Genomic DNA, 26,448 nt, shown 5'->3' on the forward strand with positions numbered 1-26,448 from the left:
CGCTCTGTATCTTTTGATACAGAGCGGTTTTAACGATTATGAGCAGAATTACAGAACGAAATTCGTATAAATGAACTTGCGTTCACTATTGATTGACTCCCCGGAGCCGAAAACTTTTCCTTTACATTCTTATCTCAAGCGGGTATAATACCCATTGATGGATGGCATTCCGCAGAGCGGAAGCTATACCTTGTCACAACATGTTTTTCAAATTTTTCCGACAGTGATTTTACGTTGCGTCACACCACAGAAAGCGGGTGACAGCATGAACATTGGCATTGTTGGAGCAGGAAAAGTCGGCTTTTCCTTCGGCAGACTGCTTGCCGAGAAAGGCGTGCGGATATCCGGCTATTACAGCCGCAATTCCGACAGCGCAAGAGAAGCCGCAGAATTTACAAATTCCGGACACTATACCGACCTGGGCAAACTCATCGAAGATAGTGACGCGATTTTCATCACCGTTCCGGATAATGCGATCACCGAGGTGTATCGGCAGGTCGCAGAATTTGAAATTCAGGACAAGTATATATGTCATTGCAGCGGCGCCTGCACAGCCGAGGAAGCCTTTCCGGGTATTCACGCGCAGGGAGCCTATGCAATATCCATTCATCTGCTATTTCCGATCAGCAGCAAGTATAACTGCTGGCGGGAGCTGGCAGGTGCTTTTTTTTGCGTCGAGGGAGACACGCAGGCGGTCGAGGTCTTTGTACCGCTGCTGCGCGGACTGGGGCTGCAGGTGCAGACCATTTCGCCGGAGAGCAAGGCGCAGTACCACCTCAGCTGTGCACTGGCAAGCAACTTTGTCTGCGCACTTGTGCAGCGCAGCGCCGAATTGCTGGGCGGCTGCGGATTCTCCGAAACGGACGCACTGCACGCGCTTGCGCCGCTCATGCGGAGCAATCTGGCGCATGTGATCGAGCACGGTGCCGTCTCAGCGCTGACCGGACCCATTGAGCGCGGTGACACGCAGACCGTGCAAAAGCATCTGTCGTGCCTGACGGAACGAGACGACCGGCAGCTTTACGCGCTGCTGGGACTCGAACAGGTCAAAATGGCACAGGAAAAACATCCTGAGCAGGATTACGGCACGCTTGCCGCCCTGCTGAATAGGGAAAAGGAGCAGAACGAATGAAGAACACAGTGAGCACATTTCTCTCGATGAAGCAAAACGGCGAACGCCTCACCGAGATTACCAGCTACGATTACACGACCGCCAAGCTGGTGGAAAAAGCGGGCATCAACGCCATTCTGGTGGGCGATTCGCTCGGCATGACCATGATGGGCTATGACACGACCCTGCCGGTTACGATGGAGGACATGATCCACCACAGCGCCTGCGTCGTGCGCGCGTGTGAGAACACCATGGTCATCATGGATATGCCGTTTATGAGCTATCAGGCGTCGGTTTCCGAAGCCGTGCGCAACGCAGGCCGACTGATGAAGGAGGCTCGCGGTCATGCGGTCAAGCTGGAGGGCGGCGCAGCCGTTGCCGAGCAGATTCGCGCCATTACGGATTCTGGCATTCCGGTGCAGGCACATATCGGCATGACGCCGCAGAGCGTCAACGTGTTCGGCGGCTTTAAGGTACAGGGCAAGGGCGAGGATGCGGCAAAGCGGCTGCTCGAGGATGCCTTCACCGTACAGGAGGCCGGTGCATTTTCGGTCGTGCTCGAGTGCGTACCGCCCAAGCTGGCGGCGCTCATCTCGAAAAAGCTGACCATCCCGACTATCGGCATCGGCGCGGGCGCAGGCTGTGACGGACAGGTATTGGTTTATCAGGATATGCTCGGCATGAATATGGACTTTACGCCCAAGTTCGCCAAGCAGTTCGACAATATCGGTGAGCGCATGGTGGACGCGTTCCGCGCTTACATGAACGAGGTGCAGAACGGCACGTTCCCGACCGAAAAGCAGAGCTTTGTCAAGTCCGACTGCAGCGATGAATATCTCGCCAAACTCGACGCTGAATTTTGAGAGAAACAGGAGCATATACAATGAAAATCGCAACAACCATCGCAGAAGTACGCGCACAGGTGCGCGAGTGGAAACAGCAGGGTCTGACCGTCGGTCTGGTGCCGACCATGGGCTATCTGCATGAAGGACACGCCAGTCTGGTCAAAACGTCTGTGCAGCAGTGCGACCGCACGGTAGCGTCCGTGTTCCTCAATCCGACCCAGTTCGGTCCGGGTGAGGATCTGGAGACCTATCCGCGTGATTTCGAGCACGACTGTGCACTGCTGACCGAGTGCGGCTGTGACATGGTGTTCCATCCTGAGGTGTCCGAGATGTACCCGGACGGCTTTGCCACCTTTGTTGAGGTGCAGTCCGAAATGCCGCGCCAGCTGTGCGGCAAGACCCGTCCGATTCATTTTCGCGGCGTGTGCACGGTCGTTTCCAAGCTGTTTAACATCGTAACGCCGGATAAGGCATTCTTCGGTCAGAAGGACGCACAGCAGCTGGCGATCATCCGCCGCATGGTGCTCGACCTGTCTATGAGCATTGAGATTGTCGGCTGCCCGATCATCCGTGAGGCGGACGGTCTGGCGAAGTCCTCGCGCAATACCTATCTGAGCGCAGAGGAGCGCAAGGCGGCGCTCGTGCTGTCGCGCGCTGTAAAGCTCGGTCAGGATCTGGTACAGAACGGCGAGAAGAACGCGGATGCAATCGTCAATGCCATGCGTGCGCTTATCGAGCAGGAGCCGCTCGCGCGTATTGATTACGTTTCCGCAGTGGACGGCCTGACCATGCTGCCGGTGCGTGAGATCAACGGCGGCGAACTGGTCGCTATGGCGGTTTATATCGGCAAAACACGCCTGATCGACAACTTTTCGGTGGAGGGATAAGGCATGACAGTACAGATGCTCAAGGGTAAAATCCACCGTGCAACGGTCAAGCAGGCCGAGCTGAACTACGTCGGCTCGATTACCGTTGATGCCGATCTGCTGGATGCGGCCGGTATTTATGAATATGAGAAGGTTGCCATCGTGGATATTGAGAACGGCAACCGCTTTGAGACCTATACGATCGCCGGTGAGCGCAGCAGCGGCATGATCTGCCTGAACGGCGCCGCAGCACGTTGTGTCAGCGTCGGTGATAAGGTCATTCTGATGGCGTACGCGCAGCTGACGCCGGAGGAGGTCAAGAACGGCTATGCTCCGCAGGTCGTGTTTGTGGATGAGGAAAATAAGATCGTCCGCACCACTACCTATGAGAAGCATGGTCTGCTCAAGGATATGGCGTAATGAAAAAGGAGAACCCGGGTGGGTTCTCCTTTTTTGTTGGTGTCAAGGTGAGCGGTTCTGCAAGGTAGGAGGTAGGAGTTGATGGATAGGTGAAATCCGTAGGTGCCGTCCGTAATATCCAGACAAACGAGTTGCGCGACACGGGTATCCCCCAGGGGACCTTCTCTTGCCCTTCGGGCAATTCACCTTGTGTCGCGCCTGCGGAGAGTAGCCGATATGTGTAGCAGTACGGAATCTGGCATTGCGTAGAGGTAAAGAAATGGGCGGCCAATGGCCGCCCCTACGGTAGAAAGAATCCTCTGCCGTTCCTTTATAGTCTCAGTTCTGCAAATTTCGCCGTGCTAAGAGGAAACGGGGAGATTCATAAGAGGGGTACGCGCTCATTAAATCCGCGCACGGCGCGGGAAAAAGGTTTAGTGGCCTACGGGCAAACCTTAGGTGTCCATCCCTCTTATGTGCCCGCGCGGCGTCAGCGCACGTCCCCGCGCTCCGCAGAGCGCAATTCCCTGCTTGGATTAAGCGAAAACCTTCTCGCCCGGAAAGGGCGTATTGCTAACGCAACTCGTGTGTCCCGCAAAACCGGTGCCGAGTAAACCGGCAAATCAAAATTTTCGATTGAAGATTAAACCGACTCCATCTCCGTTGCAGAGGACTTGTCTGCGTTCTCTCGGAACAGCAGACCGAAAATGCGGCGCACCAGCGGACCGGCTGCAAAGAACTGCCACAGCAGCGCCATCGGGAAGTTCATAACGGTGGTCTGCACCCAGATTGCAAAGAACTGTGCGTTATGGCTGTCCTTGAACAGCAGGGTGGCAAAGAAGCTCATGCACGGGCACATCAGCCATACGGATGCAGCCGAGATAGCGAGCATAATGCTGGTCTGGCTGGCTTCGCGCGGATTGACAAGGCGGAATGCAACCTTCATCGCCAGTTTGCCGACAAACACCAGCTCGAGCAGAATTGCGATAACAGTCATGATCGGCCACTCGTGGAATACCGCGAGGAATACCCAGTTCTGCATGGAACCGGTGTTCAGCACGATGTTGTACGCTACCATGCCGTATACCATGACAGAAGCCATAATAATGGTGTAAATAACGTCCTGAAATTTGTTTTTTGGCATTTTGTTTTCTCCTTTTTGTGTATGTGAAATATTTTTTGATAACGAATAGAAATGCAGCTGAACGCAAAAAAATAGGACGAAGTAAACTTTCGTCTACTTCGTCCTATGGACTACTTCAACTACCATTAATTATAGATATCATACCATATTTTGTGGGTGTTCGTCAAGGCTAACTTCGTTCTTGACAATACTGTTCCCTGGGTGTATACTTTGTCTGTAAATAGAACCCCCTCCCGTAGGGGAGGGGTACAGATAGGAGATGCGATATGAAACAACGGTTTCGGGTGGGCGGCATGAGCTGCGCGGCCTGCTCCGCCCATGTGGAGAAAAGCGTTTCGGCGGTGCCGGGTGTCAGCGGCGTGCAGGTAAATCTGCTCGCCGGCAGCATGGCGGTCGAGTACGACGAAAACGCGTGCGACGCACAGACGATTATAAAGGCGGTCGAGTCCGGCGGCTACACGGCTGCGGTGGACGATGGCAGGCAGACCTCGGCTCCGGCGCAAAGCCCGCAGGCGGACGAGGCGCTGAAGGAAATGAAGACCCGCATTATCGTTTCGGCGGTGTTCATGGTCGTTTTGATGTACTTCTCGATGGGTGAGATGGTCGGGCTGCCGCTGCCGTCCTATGCGGCAGGCATGGACGGCATGTTCAATCTGGCGCTCACGGAGCTGATCCTCACGCTGCCGATTGTCATTATCAACCGCAAATATTATATCAACGGCTTCAAAACGCTGCTGCATCGTGCCCCGACTATGGACGCACTCATCGCCGTCGGCTCGGGTGCGGCGCTCGTGTACGGCATTTACGCGCTGATTCAAATCGCGCTCGCGCCCACGCCTGAGGCAGCCCACAGCTTTATGCACGACCTGTATTTTGAGTCCGCAGGCATGATTCTGACGCTGGTAACGCTCGGCAAGTTCTTTGAGGCGCGTGCCAAGCGCAAGACCGGCGAAGCCATCGCGGCTTTGATGGACCTGCGTCCGCAGACCGCCGAGGTCATTCGTGGCGGTCAGACCATGCAGCTGCCGATTGAGCAGGTACAGGTTGGCGACCTCGTTATCGTGCGCGGCGGTCAGTCCGTGCCGGTTGACGGCAAGATTACCGAGGGCAGCGCCTATCTGGACGAAAGCGCCATCACCGGTGAGAGCATGCCGGTCGAAAAGCATGTCGGCGATACCGTAATCGGCGCAACCGTGTCCAAGAGCGGCTATGTTGTTATGAAGGCATTGCGTGTCGGCGACGATACGACCTTGAGCCAGATCATCCGTCTGGTAGAGGAGGCAGGCGCCTCCAAGGCGCCTATCGCCAAGCTGGCCGATAAGGTTGCGGGCGTGTTCGTGCCGGTCGTTATGGGCATCGCACTCGTGACGGCCATTATCTGGCTGCTGGCCGGCGAAACGCCGAGCTTTGCGCTCACACGCGCGATTTCGGTGTTGGTTATCTCGTGCCCGTGCGCACTGGGACTGGCTACGCCGGTCGCTATCATGGTCGGCACAGGTGTCGGTGCGAAAAACGGCGTGCTGTTCCAGTCGGCGGAGGCGCTCGAGAATCTGCACAACGTAAACGCAGTTATTATGGATAAGACCGGCACCGTAACCGAAGGACGTCCGGTCGTAACCGACGTAAAATCCTTCGGTGTGGAGTCGGCTGACCTGCTCTCACTGGCGCTGTCACTCGAGAGCCGCAGCGACCATCCGCTGGCGGACGCCATTGTGCGCTATGCACGCGAGAAGAACGCGCAGGAGCGTTCGGTTACCGACTTTGAGATGCTCGAGGGGCAGGGCATTCGCGCATCCGTGGACGGCGTGCCGTGCTTTGCGGGCAACCGCCGCATGCTGCTCGCCAACGGTCTCGCGCTGTCCGGCTCAATGCAGAAGCTGGGCGATGAGTTTGCCGCAGCAGGCAAAACGCCGCTGTTCTTTGCGGCAAACCGTCAGATTGTCGGTATTTTTGCGGTCGCTGATGTGCTCAAGCCGACCAGCAAGGCGGCAGTCGAAGCGCTGCGCAGCATGCACATCGACGTAACGCTGCTCACCGGCGACAATAAGAAAACCGCCCAGTCTATCGCGTCCGAGCTTGGCGTGACCGATGTGATCGCTGAGGTGCTCCCGCAGGACAAGGAGCGCATCGTGCGCGAAAAGCAGGGCAAGAATCGCAAGGTTGCCATGATCGGTGACGGCATCAACGATGCACCGGCGCTTGCGCGTGCCGATGTCGGCATTGCGATTGGTGCGGGCACGGACGTGGCTATCTCGTCTGCGGACGTTGTGCTGATGAAGAGCGACCTGATGGACGCGGTGGATGCCATCCGGCTGTCGCGCCGGACCATGCGCAACATTCGCCAGAACCTGTTCTGGGCGTTCTTCTACAACTGCATCGGCATTCCGATTGCGGCGGGTCTGCTGTGGGTGCCGTTCGGCATCAAGCTCAGTCCGATGATCGGCGCGGCGGCAATGAGCCTTTCGTCCGTCTGCGTGGTATCCAACGCGCTGCGCCTGCGCTTTTTCAGCGCAACACCGAGAAAAACGGCGGGGACGCCTGCTGTTTTGCCCATAAGCGGCGAAAAGCCGCTTACGGCACATAAAAAGGAGGAAAATGTTATGGAAAAGACAATCAAGGTTGATGGCATGATGTGTCAGCACTGCGTGGCACATGTCAAAAAGGCACTCGAGGGTGCAGCAGCCGGCTGTGATGTTGCGGTCGATCTGGATGCAGGCAAGGCAGTTGTTTCGGGCAAAACGCTGCCGGAGGATGCCGTTCTGACCGCAGCCGTCACCGAGGCGGGCTATGAGGTGGTTGACATCAAATGATGGCAGATCGTAAAAAGGTCGAGCCGCTGCTCAAAACCGCGCGCGGGCAGATCGACGGCGTGCTCAAAATGATCGAGGACAACCGCTACTGCATGGATATTATGATGCAGCTGCAGGCGGTGGAATCGCTGGTGCATAAGGCGCAGAGAGAGGTTCTTCGCGGACATCTTTCCGGCTGTGTGCAGGATGCGTTTGAGACCGGAGATCAGAACGAACGCGAGCAGAAGATTGCAGAAATCATCAAGCTGCTGGATAAAGCGTAAACGGAAGGACGTGCCCAAAGGCACGTCCTTTTTGTTTGAAAATTGAAGATTTGTGCAGTTTCCGCAATCAGAAACTGCGGTATGATCGAAATCGGTGCCGACACGGTTATCAAGAACAACGGCAGCAAAACTCAGTATGGCGGCGGTATCCGCAATTACGGTGAAATTACTGTTTCTGCTGGTGCACAGCTGTATAACAACCATGCACTGATTGCTGGCGATGATATTTACAACGGTACCTATAAGTATAAAACTTACACTTGCGATGGCTGCATCACTTTTGCACCTGTCGGCAAGGACTGGGTACTGGACAACTGCAACGACCCGATCGTAGGCTGGTATCACGACGGCAAGGAAAAGCTGACGGACAATGCCTACAAGCGCTGGAACGGCGATGGTAAAGGCGATGCCTACTACGCTATGAATACACGGTTAGCGAAGAGGCTGTTTCCGATGCACTGGCGCTCAAGGCTGCACACGGTCAGTTCTGCAGCGTAACCTACGAAGTAACCGGCGACATTCCGTCTGATGCAGGCGCAGTTCCGGCGGCAGCCAAGGTGAAGAAGGGCGGCAGCTACACCGTCGCACCGGTACAGACCACCTCTCAGAGCCGCTACACGTTCAGCGGCTGGCGCAGGGAGGACATCAATGAAATCGTAACTGCGATTGAGAAAATCGACAAGGACATCAAGCTGATCAGCGTATGGACCCGCAGATCGTCCGGTGGTGGCGGCGGCAGCAGCAAGCCGACCGTTGACATTCCGGATGATGTACCGACCGGTCTGAACGGTGACGATCACTTTGCGTACATTGTCGGTTACCCGAACGGCAACGTCGAGCCGAATGGAAATATCACCCGCGCAGAAGTGGCAACCATCTTCTTCCGTCTGCTGACCGAGGAAGTCCGCACCGCAAATTCCACCCAGTCCAACAGCCTGTCCGATGTGACACGCGGTCAGTGGTTCAACCACGCCGTCTCCACGCTGTCCTCGATGGGCATTGTGAAGGGTCATAACGATGGCACGTTCGCGCCGAATGCGCCGATCACCCGTGCGGAATTTGCCGCAATCGCCGCTCGCTTCGACGATAAGAACACGGATACGTCCTCGAAGTTCACGGATATCGCATTCCACTGGGCAAAGAATGAGATCGGTATCGCCGCAAACAAGGGTTGGATCAACGGCTATCCGGATGGTACGTTCCGTCCGAATCAGTATATCACTCGCGCAGAGGCGATGACGCTTGTCAACCGCGTACTCAACCGTCTGCCCGAGAACAGCAGCGATCTGCTCGACAGCATGATCAAGTGGCCGGATAATTCCGATGCTTCCGCATGGTACTATCTCGCTGTGCAGGAGGCTACCAACAGCCACGCATACTCGGATAAGAGCAAGGACGATAAGTACGAAAAGTGGACCACCATCCGCGACGCTCGTGACTGGACCGAGCTTGAAAAGTAAATTATTCGTTTCGGTAAACCGCGAACCACAGATGATATAGCAAGTATCGTTTTACCGGGCACAGCAGAGGCAGGAAAAAATTGCTTTTCCTGCCTCTGCATTTTTCTTGTTCTATTGTGCGAATAGGTCGTTGTAGGTGATACCGAAAACTTCTACGAATTTGTCGATTTCAAAGACTGAGGTCTGCCGAAAGCCGCTTTCAATGCGGGCAATAATTTCGCGGCTAAGGTCGCAGCCGACAACCTGCATGCGTGCGGCTAATTCTGTCTGCGTCCAGCCGTTTTTTAACCGATATTCTCGAACCTTGCCGCCAATATGGCGGGTGAGAGGTGTGGTGCGTTTCATAGTTAATACTCCATAGATATAACTTTTTCTTGATTATGGAGTATTTGCGTGCTAATGTTGTTATATACATATAACGTGGGGTGCAAAATGGACTACGAAACATTATATTTTGAATTACTGGAAGATGTGCAGAATTTTGAGAAATCGGTGCAGAAGCAGATGGAAGAATTGATTTCGTTGAATTTGTACCGTCGAGCACGCATGGCCATGCAGGAAAATGGTAATTCTGAACCGGAAAACGACGCTGAACAGGAGTTGTTGGAACGGCTGCATAGAAAATCAGATAGGTGAAATGTAAGCAGAGCGAAATCCGCAGGTGCCGTGCGCAACAACGCGCAAATGAGTCGCGCAACACTGTTATCCCTCAGGGGACTCTCTCTTGCCCTTCGGGTAATTCACCTTGTGTCACGCCTGCGGAGAGTAACCCGCATGTGTAGCAGAACGGTATCCGGCACTGCGTATAGGTTTCGACATGGGAGCACACTGTGCTCCTCTACGGTAGAAAAAATCCTCTGCCGTTCCCCTATTTCGCAGCGGTCACATGTCGGCAATCTGCGCCAGACCATCCCGAAAGGAAGTGGGAGTTAAGAGGGTAGAAACCTTGGTGTCTACCCTCTTGCCCCGCCGCGGGGCGCGGCGAATCCCCGCGCTCCGCAGAGCGCAACTCCTCGCTTGATTTCAAGCGAAAAACCTCCCGCCCGGAAAGGGCGTATTGCTAACGCAACGTGTGCACCAGATAATCGGTGCTTCTAAAGAAAAAGAAAAAGCACTTACTTTCGTAAGTGCTTGATGGTGGAAGTTACAGGGCTCGAACCTGTGACCCTCTGCTTGTAAGGCAGATGCTCTCCCAGCTGAGCTAAACTTCCATTTTGGTGACCCAGCGGGGATTCGAACCCCGGACACCCTGCTTAAAAGGCAGGTGCTCTGCCGACTGAGCTACTGGGTCAGGTCAAAAAAGTTTTGCGCTGAGTATGAAATTAAGTCGTATGCCGTAATGGCAGGGACGGCTGGATTCGAACCAGCGAATGTCGGCGTCAAAGGCCGATGCCTTACCGCTTGGCGACGCCCCCGTATTCGTTTGCTCGAAACAGCGTTACCCTAAAGATAACGCGCTGCGTTCGCAGCGCGTCACAGGGTTATATGGGGTGGGTAAAGGGACTCGAACCCTCGACCCTCGGAACCACAATCCGATGCTCTAACCAACTGAGCTATACCCACCATATAAAGTTTGCAGCCGACGGAAATGGCACGCCAGGAGGGATTCGAACCCCCGGCCTACTGCTTAGAAGGCAGTTGCTCTATCCGGCTGAGCTACTGGCGCATATCAATTCCGACAAACCCATTCGAAGAAAATGGAGCGGGTGATGGGAATCGAACCCACGTGTTCAGCTTGGAAGGCTGACATTCTACCATTGAACTACACCCGCGGGTCTTTCTGACGCTCATTTAGTATATCAATAAAACCCTATAATGTCAACATCTTTTTTCAAATTTTTTTGAAAAACTTTTTTCGGCCAAATTTGCAAAGAACATCAAAAGGGCAGATGGTCATGCTATACTGTAATCAAAGGAGGGAGAGAGCATGAAAGCAACGATCTTACTGGCCGAGGATGAGCAGGCCATGCGTGAGGTGCTGACCGACTACTTCACCGCAAAGAGCGGCGGCGATTTTACGGTCGTGGCTGCGCCGGACGGCGACACGGCGCTGCACCTGATCGAAACCCGGCGGTTCGACCTGCTGCTGCTCGATATCATGCTGCCGGGCACGGACGGCTTTGCGCTGTGCCGTGCGGCACGCGAGCAGGGAGACGCGCCCATTCTGTTCGTCACGGCGCGCGAGGACGAGCAGGACAAGCTGCACGGCTACGGCCTCGGTGCGGACGATTATGTGGTCAAGCCGTTCTCGCTGGCGGTGCTGTACGCCAAGGCGCTGGCGCTTCTGCGGCGGGCGCGGGGCCTCAATGCCGGGAATACATTGACAGCAGGTACCCTGTCACTCGACCCGGAACGGGGGATTGTCACAGCGGACGGCAGGCGCATCGACCTGCCGCCCAAGGAATTTGCTTTGCTGCGGGCGCTGATGGAGCGTAAAAACCGCGTGCTGACCCGGGACGAGCTGCTTAATCTTGCGTGGGGCTGGGATTTTGATGGCACGGACCGCGTGATCGACGGGCACATCAAAAAGCTGCGCCGCGCACTCGGTCCGCACGCGGACTGCATCAAAACCGTGGTGAAGCGCGGCTATAAGCTGGAGGTGGACGGAGATGAAAAACAAGCCTAAGAATTTCGGAAATTTCTTTGTTCGCGTGGGCGCGGGCTTCCTCGCGTTCTGGCTGCTGTCGATGGGCGCGTTCTCACTCCTGCTGGGACAGCAGCGCGCGGAGCTGATGGCGGCGGATATTAAGGATTCTGCGGATTGGTATACCGGCGATTATGCAAGGTATATGCTGGATTCCAAGGAGCATGAAGAAAATGATCCGGCGGAACTGCGCAGGATGCTGAAGGAACAATCCTATCAGAGAAATGCGTCTGATGCACTGATGATAGAGACAGCCATTACCGATCAGAGCGGCAATATACTGCAGAGCGACCGCTGGTGGCTGACCCTGACAGATGATGCGGATACCCAATACTTAGTAGATATGAGTGATCAGCCGCAGAATGTTCTCGAAGCAATCTACGTCGGCAGCGGCGTAGCCGATTTGGAGGCGCTGCCACATGATATACGTTTTGAGGCATGGGTAGATAGCGATGAAGCCTACTTGAAGTCGGTAACCGTGCGTCCGTATGAAGAAGTAAATGGCAAATTAAAGCTGACCGACGAAGTGAATACGGTCGAGTGCGCGTATGACGCGGACAAGATGAGCAATCTGCCGCTCAAAACGCTGACAATCAGCCGCATATCCTATCCAGGCACTCCGGGAACGAACGAAAGACCGACTGCAAAGCAGGAAGCAGCCGATATGACTTCTCCGAAACGAAAAGAAATGCGTGCCTGGGTGGAGAACCCGAGCGAAGCAGGCAGTGCTGCACCGGTCGTGCGTCCGTGGCTGGTGCGCCAGTATCAGCGGACAATGAAATACTGCGACTATGTCGATGGCGGCTATGTCATGATGTCGTTTGCCGCGGAAGGCTGCCCGCTGAAAGCGTGCCTGCCGATTTTGGTGCCTGCAGGCGTGCTCAGCTTGATTCTGGCGATACTGTGTGCCATTATCCTCTCCTGCGCCTTACTGCGCGTCTGGCGCAAACAGGAGCGCATAGAGCGGGTACGCCGCGAAACGACCGCCGCGCTCGCACACGAGCTGAAAACGCCGCTCTCCGTGCTCAGCGCCACCGCCGAGCTGCTCGGCGATAACCTTGCACCGGAAAAGCAGGCACACTATCTGGGTGTCATTCAGCAGCAGGCGCAGCGGATGGACGGCAGTGTGCGGCAGATGCTCGAACTGTCGAGACTGGAGACCGGCGCAAAGGCTCTGCGGCGAACCGCGTTCTCTCTGGCAGAATTGGCGCAGGAGCGCCTGCAGGCGACTCTGCCGACCGATTCCACCATCCGCACCGAATTTGCAGCACAGGGCAAATTTGAGGTCAATGCAGACAGGGCACTGCTTGCGCGGGCACTGGACGCTCTGCTTGAGAACGCCGTACAGCATACACCGGAAGACGGCTGCATCACGGTGCACCTCGCGGACGGCGTGCTCTCGGTGATGAACACCGGCGACGCCATTCCGGCGGACGCGCTGCCGCGGCTGTGGGAGGCGTATTATCAGGCCGATCCGTCGCGCAGCGCAAAAGGCGACGGACTGGGACTGTCCATCGCGAAAACCGTGTTCGATCTGCACGGCTTCACCTGCGGAGCGGAGAATACCGAAATCGGACCGAAGTTCTGGTTTCGATTTGCCGATAAATAACAAAAAACCGCTCGAAAGAGCGGTTTTTGCTTTGTTAAATAACCTTTTCGAATACCATGGTTGCCTGAATGCGGTCGCCGCCCATCAGTCCCTTGCTGCCGCCGTTCGATGTAGTAATCGTGTGCAGGCGATAACCCTTTTGCGCTTGATGGTTAATCGCTTCTTCCAGTTCGGTCAGGTTGCCGGAACCGGTGCCGAGAAATTTTTCCTTCAAAGTAACCTGCAGAACAACGTAATGATAGTCCTTGCCGGATGCGGTGGAGAAAGTCGAGGAATCGCTGAAATCCATAAATAACACCTCCAGTAATTTACACGATTATACCGTATTCGACAGGAATTGTCAATCTGCGTGCAAAAGAAAACCGCCCTTTGGGGCGGTTTTCGTGTGTTAAATGGTATCCAGCTTAACCTTGCCGTCCTCAGCGGACAGGTGAGCGCCCATCAGCGGCTTATCACCGGCGACGATGGCGGTGGCCAGCGGATTTTCGATCTCCTTTTCGATCAGGCGGCGCAGATTGCGAGCGCCGTACTTGACCGAGTAGGACTTCTCGGTGAGCAGGCCGAGCAGGCTGTCGTCCCACGTCAGGCGGATATCCTTGTCTGCGAGCGTGGTGCGCAGCTCACCGAGCATGATCTCTGCGATATGGCGGAAGTTATCCTCGGACAGCTGGTTGAACGCGATAATCTCGTCAATGCGGTTGAGGAACTCGGGGCGCATGATCTCCTCGAGGGCTTTCATCACGCGGTCCTTGCTCATCTGGGACACAGTGCGGCCGAAGCCTGCCGGCGTGTTATTGGACTGCGAACCGGCGTTCGAGGTCATAACGATGACCGTGTTCTCGAAGCTGACAACGCGGCCCTGCGCGTCGGTCAGACGGCCGTCATCCAGAATCTGCAGCAGAGAATTGAGTACATCCGGATGCGCCTTCTCGATCTCGTCGAACAGAACGACAGAGTACGGACGGCGGCGGATCTTCTCGGTCAGCTGACCGGCTTCATCGTAGCCGACGTATCCCGGAGGGGAACCGATCAGGCGGGAAACCGTGTGCTTTTCCATATATTCGGACATATCAAGACGCACAAGCGCATCCGGCGAGTCGAACAGGTCGAGAGCAAGCTGCTTGACCAGCTCGGTCTTGCCGACGCCGGTCGGGCCGACGAACAGGAAGGATGCCGGCTTGCGCTTGGGACTGATGCCCGCGCGGTTGCGGCGGATGGACGCGCAGACCGCGTCTACGGCTTCGTCCTGACCGATAACGTGCGATTTCAGACGGGATTCCATATCGCGCAGGCGTGCGGACTCCTGCGCCGCTACCTTGGATGCCGGAATGCCGGTCCAGATTTCGATCACCTCAGCCAGAAGCTGCTCGTCAACCTGCGGTGCAGGCTTGGTCAGCAGCTCGTGCAGCTGTGCCTCCACCTGCAGAATGCGGCTGCGGCAGGTGGCGATCTTGGCGTAGGTCTCCTCCTCCTCGGCGCGGGCAGAGGACTGGGTCAGCTCGTCAAGCTGTGCCTGCAGGCGCTCAAGCTCGTTCTGCAGCTCGGGAATCTCGGACAGCTGCGGAGAATCCAGATTGAGGCGCGAGCACGCCTCGTCGATCAGGTCGATGGCCTTATCCGGCAGAAAACGGTCGGTGATATAGCGTTCGCTCATCTCAGCGGCACGGCGGCACATCTCATCGGAAACAGTAACGCCGTGGAAGGTCTCGTAGTACGAGCGGATACCCTTCAAAATCTCGGTGGTCTCGGCAACCGACGGCTCACCGATATAGACCGGCTGGAAACGGCGCTCGAGCGCGGCGTCCTTCTCGATATATTTGCGGTACTCCTTGAGCGTGGTCGCGCCGATCACCTGAATGTCACCGCGGGCGAGGGCAGGCTTGAGGATGTTTGCGGCGTTCATCGAGCCTTCGGAATCGCCGGTGCCGACAATGTTGTGCACCTCGTCGATGACAAGGATGATGTTGCCGATACGCTTTACTTCGTCGATCAGGCCCTTCATGCGGCTCTCAAACTGGCCGCGGAACTGCGTGCCCGCCACGAGAGCGGTCAGGTCGAGCAGATGGACCTCCTTGTTGCGCATCTTGAACGGAATGCGGCCCTCGTTGATGCGGACTGCCAGACCCTCGGCAACGGCCGTCTTGCCGACACCGGGTTCGCCGATCAGGCACGGGTTGTTCTTCTGGCGGCGGTTCAAAATCTGAATGACGCGGTCGGTCTCGCGGTCGCGGCCCACGATGTGGTCAATGCGGCCTTCTGCGGCCTTTTGGGTCAGGTTCTCGCAGTAATTGTTCAGATATTTGCGCTTTTTGTCCTCCTTGCGGGAAGAACGGGTGCGGGTCTCCTCCTGAGAGCCGCCTGCGGGCTGCCCCGGCAGAGTGCCGGCAGCGACCGGGTCGGTCTCGTGGGGTGCGTCGTCGTCCGTGCCGTCCGAACCGGCGGGAACCAGGTCGTTCAGGTCGGACAGGGAGCCAATCTCACCGGAGAGCGCTTCGAGGTCGTCCTCGGTGATACCCATTTGCTCCATGATGTTGTCGAGCGGCTTGACACCCAGTTCGCGTGCGCACTTGAGGCACAGACCCTCCTGGGTGGTCTTATCCGGTCCCTCGATTTTGGTGATGAACACCACCGCGATGTTTTTCTTGCACCGCGAGCACATTGGCATATTCATAGGTTAAACTCCTTTTAGGAATTGAGAATTGATAATAGAAAATGGAGAATTAAGGTGTTCTCCATTAAATGGCGATTGGTAAAGCGTCCACCAGCTGTTTTAGCAGCAGCGTATGCTTGACGCGCTCCGGCGAGAGATAGCCGAGCGATGTGTAGGTGATCGGGAACAGCCACTGCAGCACGATCAGCAGGATGCAGACGAATACGATGCCGGTTACAAAGCCGATGAGTGCGCCGCCTGCAGAATCGAGTGCGCTGAGCGGTGTACGCCGCACAATGAGTTTGAGGCTGCGGCCGAAAATCCAGATGAGCCGTCCGAACAGAACGCTGAACAGCACCACAAGCATAGAGAACGCGATGCTCTCCGACATGCCGACAGCCGCTTCGGTGACGCTCTGCCGCAGACCGTCCAGCACGCCTTCGGCGGTCTTGAGCGCGGCCTGTTTTTCAAACAGCTGACCGACTGCCGGCACGACCACCCACTGCGCGATATACGGCGCGGTGTACTTGGCGGCGGCAACAGACGCGGCGATCATGCCGATGCGGCCGAGCACGCCGTACAGCGCACCGACCAGTCCGCGTCGGACACCGAGCCAGACGTTGGCCAGCAGCACGGCAATAAGGATAAGGTCAGGCGCGTTGAGCAGCTGCGTCGCTGTGGAAATAAAATCGTTGATATCAGTTATCTGCATGTATTTCCTCGGATCGTTCGGAATGCGCGGTAAAGATACGCGCGTTGCGGTTGTAGAGCAGGAAAACCGTACCGTCATCGGTCATGAGCACACGACGTGCGCCGACAGCGTCATCATTGTGCCACTGCGGCTCGGCGGAGGTGTTGTAGACCGTAACGCCGGACGCAGACAGCATCGCCGTACCGGCGTTGGAGACAGCAAGCGCCGTCGGCTCTTCGGTCAGTGCGAACGGACCGTGCAGACTGCCGTTGCGGACGGTATAGAGGTCGCTGCGTGCATCGTTCAGGTAAGAGCGCACAGTGACAGCCATCGTACTGCCCTGAGAGGCAGTGGCGATCAGATCCTGCGAGCTGAGCTCGAGCAGCACATCGACCGTGCCTCTGCGGGTGACATGATACAGGCCGGTGTCGCACAGCGCGATGGCGGCGTTGTTCTCGGAATAAGTGAGCGTTACACCGAGCGCGTCAGTCAGCGCGGTGTCCGAAATCTGCTTGCCGGAGGACACATCAAAGAACAGCACATGGGATTCGAGCGTTACGCCGTTCTGCCGGAAGGCGAGAATGCCGAGCGTATTGCAGTCCGGCGAGAGCACAGCGGATACAATATAGTATTCCGATGCACAGTATTTGAAAACCTCTTTTCCTGCGGTGTCGTAAACGGCAGCGGCGGTACGGTAGCCGTGCTCGTTGGTGGTGAGCACGAAACGGCCGCAGCGGCCGATCGAACCGTTCAGAATGGTGGATTCCAGCTCCAGTTCCGCGACAGCGCCTGCCGAGCCGACCAGTGCGGCTTTGACGCCGCCGCGGTCGTACACGAGCACATGATTCGTGCTGCTCTCCACCGCGGGATCGGAGTAGCCGAGCGAATAGCGCAGCGTAGTCATGCTGCCCGCGCGGGACAGGAACAGCGCGTCACTGTCCGCGTACGCCAGACCGGATTCAAACAGCGCACCGTCGCTGAAGGTCTCGTTTTCGTAGTTGATGGTGGTGATATCGCCGTCATGCGAGCGAATACCGGCCGCAATATAGCTGCCGAGTGTGCGCAGCGAGGTCGGCGTAAAAATACGGTAGTTGGCGATCAGGAACATGGCTGTTCCCAGCACCAGAGCCCAGCCGCAGAGCATGCGGAGCAGGGCGGTCGTGCGGATACGCGCGTCCTTGCTGTCGAACAGGCGCTGACGGCGCTCCCTCCTGGAGAGCGGAAAGCGGATGATATTCTGCTTTGGGTTCTGTTCGCTCATGAAATCCCGCCTCCTTATTGTAGCGTGTTTTGTGGGTGAAAATGTGAATAAAACTTGAAAATTGTCACTCGGACAGCCGGAATCTGTCGAGTTCGGGTGTATCGTCGTACCACAGGCGGTTCATGAACAGACCGCAGGCAGGCAGGGTCGGTCCGGCCTGCTCTCGGTCGCAGGCGAGCAGTACGTCGCGCACCTGCTCGGGCGCCAGCTTGCCGCCGCCGACATACGTCAGCGTGCCCGCAATCGCGCGGACCATGTTGTACAGGAAGCCGTCGCCGCAGACGCGGATGCGGATGAGGTCATCCACCGGCTCCACCTCGCACCAGAAAATGGTACGAACCGTGCTCTTGACCGGTGTGCCCTGACTTCTCACGGAGGCAAAGTCCTGCTTGCCGACAAAATACTGTGCACCTTCCTGCATTTTTGTAATATCCAGCGGATAATTGTACCGATATGCGTACCGCGCGTGGAACGGGTCCCGCAGGGTGGAAGGGAACAGATAATAGGCGTATTCCTTTTTGGTGCAGTTGAAGCGCGCATCGAAGTCCTCGGGAACCTCGACTGCGCCGGAAACCGCAATGTCCTCGGGCAGAAAGCTATTGAGCGCATACGGCAGACGGTCCACCGGGATCGTGCAGTCTGCGTGGAAGTTTGCCACATACCGGCGGGCATGAACGCCGGAATCCGTGCGTCCGACACCGGAAACATGAACTTTTTGCTTCAGCAGATGAAAAATCGCGTCCTCCATGCTCTCTTGGATGGAAGGACCGTTTTTCTGAATCTGCCAGCCGTTATAGTGGGTGCCGTCATAAGACAGCACTACTGCAATATTTTTCATCATTTCAGTTACTCTTAGTGGGTCGTGAATGGAGAATTGAGAATGGAAAAATGGAAAATGAAGGTGCGGTGCAAAAGCGCCGATTATAATAAATCGCACTTTATGCGATACCGCAATTCTCCATTATCAATTTTCAGTTATCAAAGGCCAAAATGCTTGAGTATAATAACAACTGCGAACAAAACCGCAACCCACAATAAAGCGCAAACATCTACGCGGGCAATCTTCAGCTGGCGCATGCGGGTACGGCCAACATCGCCGCGATACAGTCGGCACTCCATGGCGGTTGCGAGTTCGTCCGCGCGGCGGAACGCCGAGATGAACAGCGGCACGAGAATCGGGATCATGGCCTTGGCACGCTGAATCAGGTTGCCGGAGTCAAAATCTGCACCGCGCGCCTTCTGTGCCGAGATGATCTTCTCGGTCTCTTCGATAAGGGTCGGGATAAAGCGCAGTGCGATCGACATCATCATGGACAGCTCATGCACCGGCGCGTGCAGCTTTTTGAGCGGAGAAAGCAGACGCTCGAGTCCGTCGGTCAGCTGAATCGGCGAGGTGGTGTAGGTGAGCATGGATGTTGCGATAATCAGCAGCATCAGGCGCAGTACCATGAAAATGGCCAGCTTAACGCCTTCCACACTGATGTGCAGGAAGTGCCACTGGAAAATGTAGGTGCCTGGTGTATAGAACAGGTTGAGCACCGCTGTGAAGATAACGATGAACAGGATCGGCTTGAGGCCGCGCAGCACCATTTGGGGCGAAATACGCGAAATACCGATGACAACGGCAAGAAATGCGATGATCAGCGCATAGGAAACCGGGCCTTGCGCGAGAAACAGCAGCACGATGAATGCCACCGTCAGCACGATCTTTACGCGCGGGTCAAGACGGTGCACCGCACTGTTGCCCGGAAAAAACTGACCGAGGGTAATATCCTTCAGCATTCGTGAGCAGCCTCCTTCCGCTTGCAGGCACGCAGGGCATCCATTGCCTGCGCTACGGTGTAGACCGAGGTATCAACATCGTGACCGCGCTTTTTCAGCTCGAGCATGACCTTGGTGATCATCGGGATGTCCAGTCCTGCGGCAATGATCTCGTCCGCGTGCGAGAAAACCTCGCGCGGCGTGTCGCAGAACAGCACCTTGGCGTGGTTCATCACAAGCAGACGGTCGGCAATCTGTGCGATATCCTCCATCGAGTGGGACACGATGAGGATGGTCGCGCCGGACTGCTTGTGGTAGCTGCGGACCAGCTCAAAAATCTCGTCACGGCCCGCCGGGTCGAGACCGGCGGTCGGCTCATCGAGCACGAGCACATCCGGCCGCATGGCGATAACGCCTGCGATGGCAACGCGGCGCTTCTGACCGCCGGACAGCGCAAACGGAGACTGGTCGGCAAGCTCGGGTGCAAGGCCGACTGCCGCCATGGATTCGCGCACGCGCTCGTCAATCTCGGCCTGCGGCAGCTTCATGTTGGTCGGGCCGTAGGCGATATCCTTTGCGATGGTCTCCTCGAACAGCTGGTATTCCGGATACTGGAACACCAGACCGACGCGGAAGCGCGTTTCGCGGCTGCACTTGCCCTTGGCATCCCAGATGGACTTGCCATCGAGCAGGACCTCGCCTTCGGACGGCTGCAGCAGACCGTTCAGGTGCTGAATGAGCGTAGACTTGCCCGAACCGGTGTGACCGATCACACCGAGAATTTCGCCTTTTTCGATTTTCAGGTCAACATGGTCAAGCGCAACACGCTCAAAGGGGGTGCCTGCGCCGTAGACGTGCGTCAAGCCCCTCGTTTCAAGTATGGTTGACATAAGATTCTCCTTCGGATAATCAATTCAAATATTCTTGTTCGAGAATATCTGCACATTCCTCGATCGAAAGTGCGTCGATCGGCAGCTTTTCGCCATCCTGCTGATCGAGGTCGTACAGGACTTCGATGGTCTGCGGTACGGTCAGGGAAGCCGCGCGCAGCTTGTCCACCTGCGTGAAGATCTCGCGCGGAGTGCCGTCCATCAGCACGTTGCCCTTGTGCATGACAACCACACGCTGCGCCTGTACGGCCTCGTCCATGTGGTGGGTGATAAGGATAACGGTGATGCCGAATTTGCGGTTCAGCTCACGGACAACATTCATGACCTCACGGCGGCCCTGCGGGTCGAGCATGGCGGTCGGCTCATCGAGCACAACGCAGCGCGGCATCATGGCGATAACGCCTGCGATTGCGATTCGCTGCTTCTGTCCGCCGGACAGACGGTGCGGCGCCTGTGCACGGTATTCGTACATGCCGACGGCACGCAGTGCATCGTCAACGCGCTTGCGGATTTCCTCGGGCGGCACGCCCATGTTCTCCAGCGCGAATGCGACATCTTCTTCAACAACGGTGGCGACAAGCTGGTTGTCCGGATTCTGGAACACCATCGAAACAGTCTTGCGCACCTCATAGGTGTTGTTTTCGTCGCGGGTGTCCATCATGTCAACGTAGCATACGCCGCCGGTCGGCAGACGGATCGCGTTGAAGCAGCCGGCAAGCGTACTCTTGCCCGAGCCGTTGTGACCGAGTACCGCGACGAACTCGCCGCGCCGGATGGAAAGATTTACGCCCTTTAGTACAGGAACGGAAAGCTGTCCGTCCTCGGTGGGATAGGCGTACTGCAGGTTTTCGGTTTTGATGATTTCACTCATTTATTTTCGTCCTTCGGTAGATTTCAAAGGGTTGATGGTACAATATGCACCGGATAAATAAAATATCGTAGGGCGGGGTGCTGTGAATTTACTCCTCGGCGATAAACCGCGCCGACGAGCCGCACGGCAGCACCAGACCGGTCGATTCGACCGGCAGGCCAAGCTCCTGCGCCTCAATCTTGCCGGCGGCGCGTTTGCCTGCGGTGATGCCGAGCAGATAGCTCATCACAGACGGCGCAAGGCCGGTAGAATAGCTGGAAATGAGCACGAACAGCGGCTTGTCGCTCAGCACGCCCATGGTCAGGTCAATGAAGTCGGCAACGTCCTCCTCGATCTTCCACGTCTCGCCGGACGGACCGCGGCCGTAGCTCGGCGGGTCCATAATAATCGCATCGTACTTGCGTCCGCGGCGGATCTCGCGCTGCACGAACTTTTTGCAGTCGTCCACGATCCAGCGGATCGGGCGGTCACTCAGACCGGAGGACGCAGCGTTCTCCTTGGCCCACTGCACCATGCCCTTGGACGCGTCAACGTGGCAGACGGACGCGCCGGCGTTTGCCGCCGCAAGCGTAGCGCCGCCGGTGTATGCGAACAGGTTGAGCACGCTGATCGGGCGGCCTGCGTGACGGATCATCTTGTCGATAAAATCCCAGTTGGCAGCCTGTTCGGGGAACAGACCGGTATGCTTGAAGCTCATCGGCTTGAGCTGGAACGTCAAATCACCGTAGTGGATAGCCCACTGCTCGGGCAGCTTGCGGATTTCCCACTTGCCGCCGCCCGCGTTCGAGCGATGATAGATAGCGTTCGGCTTATTCCAGATTTTGCAGTCCTTGTCGCGCGGCCAGATAGCCTGCGGGTCGGGGCGCTGCAGAATCTGATTGCCCCATCGTTCAATTTTTTCACCGCCGCCGCAGTCGAGCACGGCGTAGTCCTTCCAATGATCTGCGATCCACATAAATATTCTCCATTACATTATATATAAGTCGTTGTTTATACAATAATTCAGTATCTATTCTACCACCAAATATGCACTAACGCAATGAAAAGCGATTAGAAATAAAAGGTGTCAAGACAGCGTATTTTGGCGAATACAGCAAAACGGCTGCACCGTAAGGTACAGCCGTTCGAGCGGGAAAAGCGGTCAGAACCGTTCGCAGAAGCCTTCGCCGCCGTTTGCAAGCGACTTGAGAGCCGTCGCGCGGCGTTCCTCGGGTTCGTCTGAGATACATACCGCATCGGTCAGCACCTGCCGCGCCTGATACGGCAGATCAAAGAACTGCTCCATTGCCCGCGGACTGTGGCCCATTTCCTGCATAAAATCAAAGGGAATCTCGCCGGAGACCTGTTTTTTCCTGTCCTGCGCCATAATTGCACGCTCCTTTCGATTGCAGTATCTCCGAAGTTCGTGCTATAATACACTTATAAAATTAGTAATTAGGAATGAGTAATTAGTAATTATAGAGTGGAGCGTGAAGAGTTGAGAGGGAAGAGCACCTTATCTCTTCACGCTGCAATCTCCACTCTTCACTCTCATATCAAGGGGTAAGAAATGGATTTACAGAAGAACAAGGTTTATCGTTGTCAGATTACGGATTATACGGCGGACGGCACGGGGTTTGCGAAGATCGAAGGCCGGGCGGTATTTGTGCCGCGCACAGCAGTTGGCGATCAGTGTGATGTCCGCATTGTCAAGGTGACGAAAAATGTGGCGTTCGGCAGGGTAGAGAAGATTATCGTGCCGTCGGGACAGCGCATTGCGCCTGCATGTCCGGTGGCGGACAAGTGCGGCGGCTGCTGTTATCAGCACATCACCTACGGGGAAGAACTGCGTGCAAAGGAGAAAAAGGTGCGTGATGCGCTGACGCGCATTGGCGGTCAGGACGGCGCAAAGCTGCTCGGCATTACGGGTGCGCCGACGACTGAGCATTACCGCAATAAGGCGCAGTATCCGGTCGGACGGGACAAAGAGGGCAGCATCGTTACCGGCTTTTACCGTCCGCGCAGCCACGACATTGTGCCGGTGGACAGGTGTCTGATCCAGTCCGAGACGGCAGATAAGATTGCCGCTGTGGTGCGTGAATGGATGACGGAATTTTCGGTCATGCCGTACGATTATGAGAAAAAACGCGGTACGATTCGGCATATTTACGTTCGCATGGGCGAAAAAAGCGGCGAAAGCCAGCTGACGCTCATTTCCGCGACCAAGAAAATGCCCGGGCTGGACGTGCTGGTCGAGCGTTTGCGCGCGGCAGCACCGTCGCTGACGGGTATTCTGCTCAACCACAACCAGCGCGATGACAACGTGATTCTGGGTGACCGGACGGATGTTCTCTGGGGTGAGCCGATGCTGGAGGACCGCCTGTGCGGGCACACGTTTTTGCTCTCGCCCGAGGCGTTTTATCAGGTCAACCACGCGCAGGCCGAGCGTCTGTATGCGTGTGCGGTGGACTACGCCGGTCTGACCGGCGAGGAGACCGTGCTTGACCTCTATTGCGGTGCGGGTACGATCACGCTGGCGCTGGCCGAGCATGCAAAGACTGCCATTGGCGTGGAAATCGTGCCGGAGGCCATCGAAAATGCCAAGCGCAACGCGCTCCGCAACGGCATGGAGAACACAGAGTTCTTTTGTGCGGATGCGGGTCAGGCGGCGCAGCGGTTGGCTAAGCGCGGCATTGATGTGTTGGTGGTCGATCCGCCGCGCAAGGGTCTGGACGCGACTGCACGCGACGCGATCCTTAAAATGCAGCCGCCTAAGGTTGTGTATGTTTCGTGCGATCCAGCAACGCTTGCGCGCGATGTGGCGGAGCTGTGCGGCGCAGGCTATACGCTCGAGAAGGCACAGGCGTTCGATCTGTTCCCGAGAACTTTTCATGTGGAGACGGTCGCCCTCTTGTCACGGGAACAAATCCACTGACGGTTGAGGTCAGAATGGAAGTGGAAACCGGCGAGGTCAAGGAGCATCCGACCTATAAGCGTATTCAGGAGTATGTGCAGGAGAAGTACGGCTTCAAAGTCCATACGGCATATATTGCAGAGGTCAAGCGTATGGTCGGACTGGATATGCACAAAGCACCGAACGCAGTGGAGCAGAGAAAACATGAGTATCATCCCTGCCCGCCTGAAAAGGTTGAGGCAATCAAGGATGCGCTGCGGCATTTTGGCTTAATATCAGAGTGAGTTTACGGCTAAAAGCCCAGCATCACGTCAAACGGCGTGGTGCTGGGCTTATTTTTGTCGTGCTTCGGGGCTTTTTTGAGGATAAAACCGCCTGTGTGCCGTTTGCTTTTCTTTGCCATATTGACACGCTGCCCTCTGTTCGTCGTGGCGACTGTGCGTTTTCGGGATAGAAAATGGACACTTATCTTTGTATAGGGAGAAAGCAAGAGAGGAAAAAGAGAGTGAGCGCAGGCTGTGGGAACGGTGCGTAAACCGCTTGCGGTTTTCCACGGTTTCCATAGCTGCAGCGAGGGAGAAAAGGGAGAGGTGGCTTTCTCGCTCAGGCGGCTTGCCGCTGCTCTTTGGCTCTCCCTTTTCTCCCTGAATATCAGGGATTATTCTGCGTCATTGCTCGGCGTAACAGGGCGAAAGTCCTCCTGGACCCCTTCATTGAGGTCAAAGCACATGGTTTTTGCGTCGGCAACCCAGAAACCACGCACCTTGTAACTCTTGTCGGGAATCCAGTCCTCGCCAGTAACAGCGCGAAGCGGGTCAAGAAGATTTTTGTTGGAGATCGTAACAACACCTTTCTGTTCGCCTCTCGGCTTGGAGAACTTGAAACCCTTCGGTTCGTTGCTCTTGCAGGAACGGATCGCAAATACCCTCGCTTTCGCATCCAGCAGACACAAAACAAAGGCGGGATAGCCCAAGTCCTCAAGCACCTTCTTGGTGATGGTCACGCCATTCTGATTCAGGAATATATCCGGGTAGGCGTTGATGTTGGAGTCGATGGTTTCAAAGTTCAAAGCGGAAAAATCAAAGTTCATAGTTAAAATCCGTTCATTTCATGGTGTTTTGCGCCTCATCCACGTTTTTCATAAACTCCTGACGCTCCATAAAAGACCACCGGGAATCCATAATCAGATAGCCCTTGAAAGGACCATCTTTCACGCGGTATGCGACGAAGTGATTGCTCAGACGGCGCAATGTAGCTCGTTTGGCTGTGCTGTGCCGCTCTGACAGCAACTTTTGTACCTTGATCCAATCCTCTTTTTTGATAATCGCTGTGTGGTGATTTTCCTTGAAATACATATTTAAATCCGTATTTTTGACGGATTTATGGGTGCGAAAATCCTTGGTATAGGTTTTCTGCATCAAAGCATCACCGCAGTATTTCTCATTTCGGAGGATGCTGCAGACAGTACTGGCAGACCAGAGATCGTTCCCCATTGGAGATTTGATACCCTGTTCCGTCAGCGCAGCGGCGATTTCTGCCGGGGTTGCGCCCTCCAAGCAGCTTTCATAGATGTACGCAACAATTCTTGCCTCGGTCGGCTCAATGACATGAAGGACTACGGCTACGCATGGGCTGGCGTTCTTCCCGCTGGACAGGAAGCGGCTGAGAAGGCTTTGGAGAAGGGTTGCGAGGTTTACCGGCTCTATTCGGATAACACCGAGGGCTTGTGCGTGGATGCAAAGGAGATTGCCGATCATGTGGCAAAGGGCGAAATGCTCGGTATCAGCAAGGAAAGTTGGATGGTGGCTCTTGAGAAGGAAAACTACCTCAAGGCGGCGGAGATGTCGATGGAGGATGACTACGGCATGATTGATGGGATCATCAACAACGGTCCGAAGGAGGACAAGACCGCAGAGGTCAAAGCCCCCGAAACCGGTGAGAAGTCCTCCATCATGGACAGGCTCAAGTCTGCAAAGGCAGAAAAGCAGGAGGAATGCTGCTCTCTCAAAAAGAACAAAGGGGAGATTGGGCTGTGAGCAGAAGTCAGAAATGGCGGCAGGAGTGGTCGTTCTTCATAGTAGACAGTGGACGCCGGAAGTATAACCGTTTCTGCGTCCGCTGCGTCCATAGCTGCAAGCAGAGCTTCCGCGCGGATCTCATCGCCTGTCCGCACTTCTCCCGCAAGGCATCGAGGTGTAGACAGTTAGGGGTCGAAAAAGCCTGTGATTGCAAGCCTCAGAGCGGCGCAAATTGACCAGCCTAAGTGATTGTATTCCCTGC

27 protein-coding genes, 6 tRNA genes and 1 pseudogene are annotated in these 26,448 nt (G+C 55.9%); 14 read left to right on the forward strand and 20 right to left on the reverse strand.

All coding sequences use genetic code 11. The features are described from left to right. Window positions 1-265: 265 nt before the first annotated feature. The 4 genes from PG722_RS03230 to panD are packed head-to-tail and all read left to right on the forward strand — an operon-like array spanning window position 266 to window position 3,242. The gene (locus PG722_RS03230; protein WP_442867820.1) at window positions 266-1,132 is read left to right on the forward strand and encodes a Rossmann-like and DUF2520 domain-containing protein; all 867 of its coding nucleotides are present in this window, start codon (window positions 266-268) and stop codon (window positions 1,130-1,132) included. Then, window positions 1,129-1,974, forward strand: coding sequence for a 3-methyl-2-oxobutanoate hydroxymethyltransferase (gene panB / locus PG722_RS03235; protein ID WP_118284685.1), 846 nt, complete (start codon window positions 1,129-1,131; stop codon window positions 1,972-1,974). Before PG722_RS03230 ends, panB begins: the two co-directional genes overlap by 4 nt. A 20-nt stretch (window positions 1,975-1,994) precedes the next feature. Further along, window positions 1,995-2,843: a pantoate--beta-alanine ligase gene (gene panC, locus PG722_RS03240; RefSeq protein ID WP_270579636.1), complete on the forward strand. Its 849-nt coding sequence runs from the start codon at window positions 1,995-1,997 to the stop codon at window positions 2,841-2,843. Between the two features lie 3 nt (window positions 2,844-2,846). Continuing rightward, entirely contained in the window at window positions 2,847-3,242 is a 396-nt protein-coding gene (gene panD / locus PG722_RS03245) for an aspartate 1-decarboxylase (protein ID WP_270579637.1), read from the forward strand. A gap of 622 nt (window positions 3,243-3,864) precedes the next feature. On the opposite strand, the gene PG722_RS03250 is transcribed toward panD, so the two are convergent. After that, window positions 3,865-4,365 carry a DUF2798 domain-containing protein gene (locus PG722_RS03250; RefSeq protein WP_119189164.1) on the reverse strand — a complete coding sequence of 167 codons (501 nt, stop codon included), beginning with the start codon at window positions 4,363-4,365 and terminating at the stop codon, window positions 3,865-3,867. A 266-nt stretch (window positions 4,366-4,631) separates the two neighbouring features. Between PG722_RS03250 and PG722_RS03255 the strand changes: the two genes are divergently transcribed. From PG722_RS03255 to PG722_RS03270, 4 genes are all read left to right on the forward strand, one after another. Next, complete coding sequence (locus PG722_RS03255) at window positions 4,632-7,175, forward strand: heavy metal translocating P-type ATPase (protein ID WP_270579638.1); 2,544 nt, start codon at window positions 4,632-4,634, stop codon at window positions 7,173-7,175. Continuing rightward, complete coding sequence (locus tag PG722_RS03260; protein WP_118478176.1) at window positions 7,172-7,438, forward strand: metal-sensing transcriptional repressor; 267 nt, start codon at window positions 7,172-7,174, stop codon at window positions 7,436-7,438. Before PG722_RS03255 ends, PG722_RS03260 begins: the two co-directional genes overlap by 4 nt. An 81-nt stretch (window positions 7,439-7,519) precedes the next feature. Continuing rightward, window positions 7,520-7,936 (forward strand): hypothetical protein, encoded by a 417-nt coding sequence (locus tag PG722_RS03265; RefSeq protein ID WP_270579639.1) that lies wholly within the window; start codon window positions 7,520-7,522, stop codon window positions 7,934-7,936. Window positions 7,937-7,995: 59 nt separating this feature from the next. Further along, the gene (locus PG722_RS03270) at window positions 7,996-8,898 is read left to right on the forward strand and encodes an S-layer homology domain-containing protein (protein ID WP_270579640.1); all 903 of its coding nucleotides are present in this window, start codon (window positions 7,996-7,998) and stop codon (window positions 8,896-8,898) included. Between the two features lie 111 nt (window positions 8,899-9,009). On the opposite strand, the gene PG722_RS03275 is transcribed toward PG722_RS03270, so the two are convergent. Beyond that, entirely contained in the window at window positions 9,010-9,243 is a 234-nt protein-coding gene (locus tag PG722_RS03275) for a helix-turn-helix domain-containing protein (RefSeq protein ID WP_227109326.1), read from the reverse strand. Window positions 9,244-9,330: 87 nt separating this feature from the next. Here PG722_RS03275 and PG722_RS03280 point away from each other — a divergent pair, with 87 nt between their 5' ends. Beyond that, complete coding sequence (locus tag PG722_RS03280) at window positions 9,331-9,534, forward strand: hypothetical protein (RefSeq protein ID WP_161273694.1); 204 nt, start codon at window positions 9,331-9,333, stop codon at window positions 9,532-9,534. Window positions 9,535-10,033: 499 nt separating this feature from the next. Here PG722_RS03280 and PG722_RS03285 read toward each other — a convergent pair. From PG722_RS03285 to PG722_RS03310, 6 genes are all read right to left on the reverse strand, one after another. Further along, window positions 10,034-10,109, reverse strand: a tRNA-Val gene (locus PG722_RS03285). Window positions 10,110-10,113: 4 nt separating this feature from the next. Beyond that, window positions 10,114-10,189: transfer RNA gene (locus tag PG722_RS03290), tRNA-Lys, on the reverse strand. A gap of 49 nt (window positions 10,190-10,238) precedes the next feature. After that, window positions 10,239-10,313: transfer RNA gene (locus PG722_RS03295), tRNA-Gln, on the reverse strand. A 71-nt stretch (window positions 10,314-10,384) separates the two neighbouring features. Continuing rightward, window positions 10,385-10,461, reverse strand: a tRNA-His gene (locus PG722_RS03300). Between the two features lie 26 nt (window positions 10,462-10,487). After that, window positions 10,488-10,564: transfer RNA gene (locus PG722_RS03305), tRNA-Arg, on the reverse strand. Between the two features lie 32 nt (window positions 10,565-10,596). Beyond that, window positions 10,597-10,670, reverse strand: a tRNA-Gly gene (locus PG722_RS03310). Window positions 10,671-10,825: 155 nt separating this feature from the next. Between PG722_RS03310 and PG722_RS03315 the strand changes: the two genes are divergently transcribed. Then, window positions 10,826-11,524 (forward strand): response regulator transcription factor, encoded by a 699-nt coding sequence (locus tag PG722_RS03315; protein WP_270579642.1) that lies wholly within the window; start codon window positions 10,826-10,828, stop codon window positions 11,522-11,524. Further along, the gene (locus PG722_RS03320; RefSeq protein ID WP_270579643.1) at window positions 11,508-13,151 is read left to right on the forward strand and encodes a sensor histidine kinase; all 1,644 of its coding nucleotides are present in this window, start codon (window positions 11,508-11,510) and stop codon (window positions 13,149-13,151) included. The genes PG722_RS03315 and PG722_RS03320 overlap by 17 nt, the downstream gene beginning before the upstream one ends. A gap of 34 nt (window positions 13,152-13,185) precedes the next feature. Here PG722_RS03320 and PG722_RS03325 read toward each other — a convergent pair whose 3' ends face one another. From PG722_RS03325 to PG722_RS03370, 10 genes are all read right to left on the reverse strand, one after another. After that, window positions 13,186-13,440, reverse strand: a complete 255-nt coding sequence (locus tag PG722_RS03325; protein WP_181967608.1) for a DUF4177 domain-containing protein — start codon at window positions 13,438-13,440, stop codon at window positions 13,186-13,188. A gap of 99 nt (window positions 13,441-13,539) precedes the next feature. After that, entirely contained in the window at window positions 13,540-15,822 is a 2,283-nt protein-coding gene (locus tag PG722_RS03330) for an ATP-dependent Clp protease ATP-binding subunit (RefSeq protein WP_270579644.1), read from the reverse strand. A gap of 64 nt (window positions 15,823-15,886) precedes the next feature. Continuing rightward, window positions 15,887-16,513 (reverse strand): CvpA family protein, encoded by a 627-nt coding sequence (locus PG722_RS03335; protein ID WP_270579645.1) that lies wholly within the window; start codon window positions 16,511-16,513, stop codon window positions 15,887-15,889. Further along, window positions 16,500-17,753: a DUF5711 family protein gene (locus PG722_RS03340; RefSeq protein ID WP_270579646.1), complete on the reverse strand. Its 1,254-nt coding sequence runs from the start codon at window positions 17,751-17,753 to the stop codon at window positions 16,500-16,502. Before PG722_RS03340 ends, PG722_RS03335 begins: the two co-directional genes overlap by 14 nt. Before the next feature lie 64 nt (window positions 17,754-17,817). After that, window positions 17,818-18,594: a tRNA pseudouridine(38-40) synthase TruA gene (truA, locus tag PG722_RS03345; protein ID WP_270579647.1), complete on the reverse strand. Its 777-nt coding sequence runs from the start codon at window positions 18,592-18,594 to the stop codon at window positions 17,818-17,820. A 137-nt stretch (window positions 18,595-18,731) separates the two neighbouring features. Then, on the reverse strand, window positions 18,732-19,535 hold the full coding sequence (locus tag PG722_RS03350) for an energy-coupling factor transporter transmembrane component T family protein (protein ID WP_270579648.1): 804 nt from the start codon (window positions 19,533-19,535) through the stop codon (window positions 18,732-18,734). Continuing rightward, window positions 19,529-20,404 carry an energy-coupling factor transporter ATPase gene (locus tag PG722_RS03355; RefSeq protein WP_118646016.1) on the reverse strand — a complete coding sequence of 292 codons (876 nt, stop codon included), beginning with the start codon at window positions 20,402-20,404 and terminating at the stop codon, window positions 19,529-19,531. Before PG722_RS03355 ends, PG722_RS03350 begins: the two co-directional genes overlap by 7 nt. Before the next feature lie 19 nt (window positions 20,405-20,423). Then, window positions 20,424-21,275: an energy-coupling factor transporter ATPase gene (locus tag PG722_RS03360; protein ID WP_118753494.1), complete on the reverse strand. Its 852-nt coding sequence runs from the start codon at window positions 21,273-21,275 to the stop codon at window positions 20,424-20,426. Window positions 21,276-21,363: 88 nt separating this feature from the next. Further along, entirely contained in the window at window positions 21,364-22,230 is an 867-nt protein-coding gene (locus PG722_RS03365; RefSeq protein WP_118359849.1) for a class I SAM-dependent methyltransferase, read from the reverse strand. 186 nt (window positions 22,231-22,416) lie between these two features. Then, window positions 22,417-22,641, reverse strand: a complete 225-nt coding sequence (locus PG722_RS03370) for a hypothetical protein (RefSeq protein ID WP_118478196.1) — start codon at window positions 22,639-22,641, stop codon at window positions 22,417-22,419. A 183-nt stretch (window positions 22,642-22,824) separates the two neighbouring features. Between PG722_RS03370 and rlmD the strand changes: the two genes are divergently transcribed. Next, window positions 22,825-24,189, forward strand: coding sequence for a 23S rRNA (uracil(1939)-C(5))-methyltransferase RlmD (gene rlmD / locus PG722_RS03375; RefSeq protein ID WP_270579650.1), 1,365 nt, complete (start codon window positions 22,825-22,827; stop codon window positions 24,187-24,189). Between the two features lie 14 nt (window positions 24,190-24,203). Then, window positions 24,204-24,452, forward strand: a complete 249-nt coding sequence (locus PG722_RS03380; RefSeq protein WP_118359829.1) for a hypothetical protein — start codon at window positions 24,204-24,206, stop codon at window positions 24,450-24,452. Between the two features lie 374 nt (window positions 24,453-24,826). Here the strand turns inward: PG722_RS03380 and PG722_RS03385 are convergent, their stop codons facing one another. Together PG722_RS03385 and PG722_RS03390 are read right to left on the reverse strand one after the other, a co-directional pair. Then, window positions 24,827-25,258, reverse strand: a complete 432-nt coding sequence (locus PG722_RS03385) for a hypothetical protein (RefSeq protein ID WP_270579651.1) — start codon at window positions 25,256-25,258, stop codon at window positions 24,827-24,829. A 13-nt stretch (window positions 25,259-25,271) separates the two neighbouring features. Further along, a complete protein-coding gene (locus tag PG722_RS03390) occupies window positions 25,272-25,880 on the reverse strand; it encodes a recombinase family protein (protein ID WP_270579704.1) in 609 nt (202 codons plus the stop codon). Here PG722_RS03390 and PG722_RS03395 point away from each other — a divergent pair. Continuing rightward, window positions 25,767-26,204: pseudogene (locus tag PG722_RS03395) on the forward strand (DUF4316 domain-containing protein); the annotation flags it as partial. The gene PG722_RS03390 and the pseudogene PG722_RS03395 overlap by 114 nt on opposite strands. Window positions 26,205-26,448: the final 244 nt, after the last annotated feature.

Origin of the sequence: Butyricicoccus sp. OF27-2pH9A (assembly GCF_027693185.1) — a bacterium.
Lineage (GTDB): Bacteria > Bacillota > Clostridia > Oscillospirales > Butyricicoccaceae > Agathobaculum > Agathobaculum butyriciproducens.

What these genes read in the sequence shown, in the direction of transcription:
- PG722_RS03230 (WP_442867820.1), top strand. Translation starts at nt 266, where the DNA reads ATGAACATTGGCATTGTTGGAGCAGGAAAAGTCGGCTTTTCCTTCGGC.
- panB (WP_118284685.1), top strand. Translation starts at nt 1,129, where the DNA reads ATGAAGAACACAGTGAGCACATTTCTCTCGATGAAGCAAAACGGCGAA.
- panC (WP_270579636.1), top strand. Translation starts at nt 1,995, where the DNA reads ATGAAAATCGCAACAACCATCGCAGAAGTACGCGCACAGGTGCGCGAG.
- panD (WP_270579637.1), top strand. Translation starts at nt 2,847, where the DNA reads ATGACAGTACAGATGCTCAAGGGTAAAATCCACCGTGCAACGGTCAAG.
- PG722_RS03250 (WP_119189164.1), bottom strand. Translation starts at nt 4,365, where the DNA reads ATGCCAAAAAACAAATTTCAGGACGTTATTTACACCATTATTATGGCT.
- PG722_RS03255 (WP_270579638.1), top strand. Translation starts at nt 4,632, where the DNA reads ATGAAACAACGGTTTCGGGTGGGCGGCATGAGCTGCGCGGCCTGCTCC.
- PG722_RS03260 (WP_118478176.1), top strand. Translation starts at nt 7,172, where the DNA reads ATGATGGCAGATCGTAAAAAGGTCGAGCCGCTGCTCAAAACCGCGCGC.
- PG722_RS03265 (WP_270579639.1), top strand. Translation starts at nt 7,520, where the DNA reads ATGATCGAAATCGGTGCCGACACGGTTATCAAGAACAACGGCAGCAAA.
- PG722_RS03275 (WP_227109326.1), bottom strand. Translation starts at nt 9,243, where the DNA reads ATGAAACGCACCACACCTCTCACCCGCCATATTGGCGGCAAGGTTCGA.
- PG722_RS03280 (WP_161273694.1), top strand. Translation starts at nt 9,331, where the DNA reads ATGGACTACGAAACATTATATTTTGAATTACTGGAAGATGTGCAGAAT.
- PG722_RS03315 (WP_270579642.1), top strand. Translation starts at nt 10,826, where the DNA reads ATGAAAGCAACGATCTTACTGGCCGAGGATGAGCAGGCCATGCGTGAG.
- PG722_RS03320 (WP_270579643.1), top strand. Translation starts at nt 11,508, where the DNA reads ATGAAAAACAAGCCTAAGAATTTCGGAAATTTCTTTGTTCGCGTGGGC.
- PG722_RS03325 (WP_181967608.1), bottom strand. Translation starts at nt 13,440, where the DNA reads ATGGATTTCAGCGATTCCTCGACTTTCTCCACCGCATCCGGCAAGGAC.
- PG722_RS03330 (WP_270579644.1), bottom strand. Translation starts at nt 15,822, where the DNA reads ATGAATATGCCAATGTGCTCGCGGTGCAAGAAAAACATCGCGGTGGTG.
- PG722_RS03335 (WP_270579645.1), bottom strand. Translation starts at nt 16,513, where the DNA reads ATGCAGATAACTGATATCAACGATTTTATTTCCACAGCGACGCAGCTG.
- PG722_RS03340 (WP_270579646.1), bottom strand. Translation starts at nt 17,753, where the DNA reads ATGAGCGAACAGAACCCAAAGCAGAATATCATCCGCTTTCCGCTCTCC.
- truA (WP_270579647.1), bottom strand. Translation starts at nt 18,594, where the DNA reads ATGATGAAAAATATTGCAGTAGTGCTGTCTTATGACGGCACCCACTAT.
- PG722_RS03350 (WP_270579648.1), bottom strand. Translation starts at nt 19,535, where the DNA reads ATGCTGAAGGATATTACCCTCGGTCAGTTTTTTCCGGGCAACAGTGCG.
- PG722_RS03355 (WP_118646016.1), bottom strand. Translation starts at nt 20,404, where the DNA reads ATGTCAACCATACTTGAAACGAGGGGCTTGACGCACGTCTACGGCGCA.
- PG722_RS03360 (WP_118753494.1), bottom strand. Translation starts at nt 21,275, where the DNA reads ATGAGTGAAATCATCAAAACCGAAAACCTGCAGTACGCCTATCCCACC.
- PG722_RS03365 (WP_118359849.1), bottom strand. Translation starts at nt 22,230, where the DNA reads ATGTGGATCGCAGATCATTGGAAGGACTACGCCGTGCTCGACTGCGGC.
- PG722_RS03370 (WP_118478196.1), bottom strand. Translation starts at nt 22,641, where the DNA reads ATGGCGCAGGACAGGAAAAAACAGGTCTCCGGCGAGATTCCCTTTGAT.
- rlmD (WP_270579650.1), top strand. Translation starts at nt 22,825, where the DNA reads ATGGATTTACAGAAGAACAAGGTTTATCGTTGTCAGATTACGGATTAT.
- PG722_RS03380 (WP_118359829.1), top strand. Translation starts at nt 24,204, where the DNA reads ATGGAAGTGGAAACCGGCGAGGTCAAGGAGCATCCGACCTATAAGCGT.
- PG722_RS03385 (WP_270579651.1), bottom strand. Translation starts at nt 25,258, where the DNA reads ATGAACTTTGATTTTTCCGCTTTGAACTTTGAAACCATCGACTCCAAC.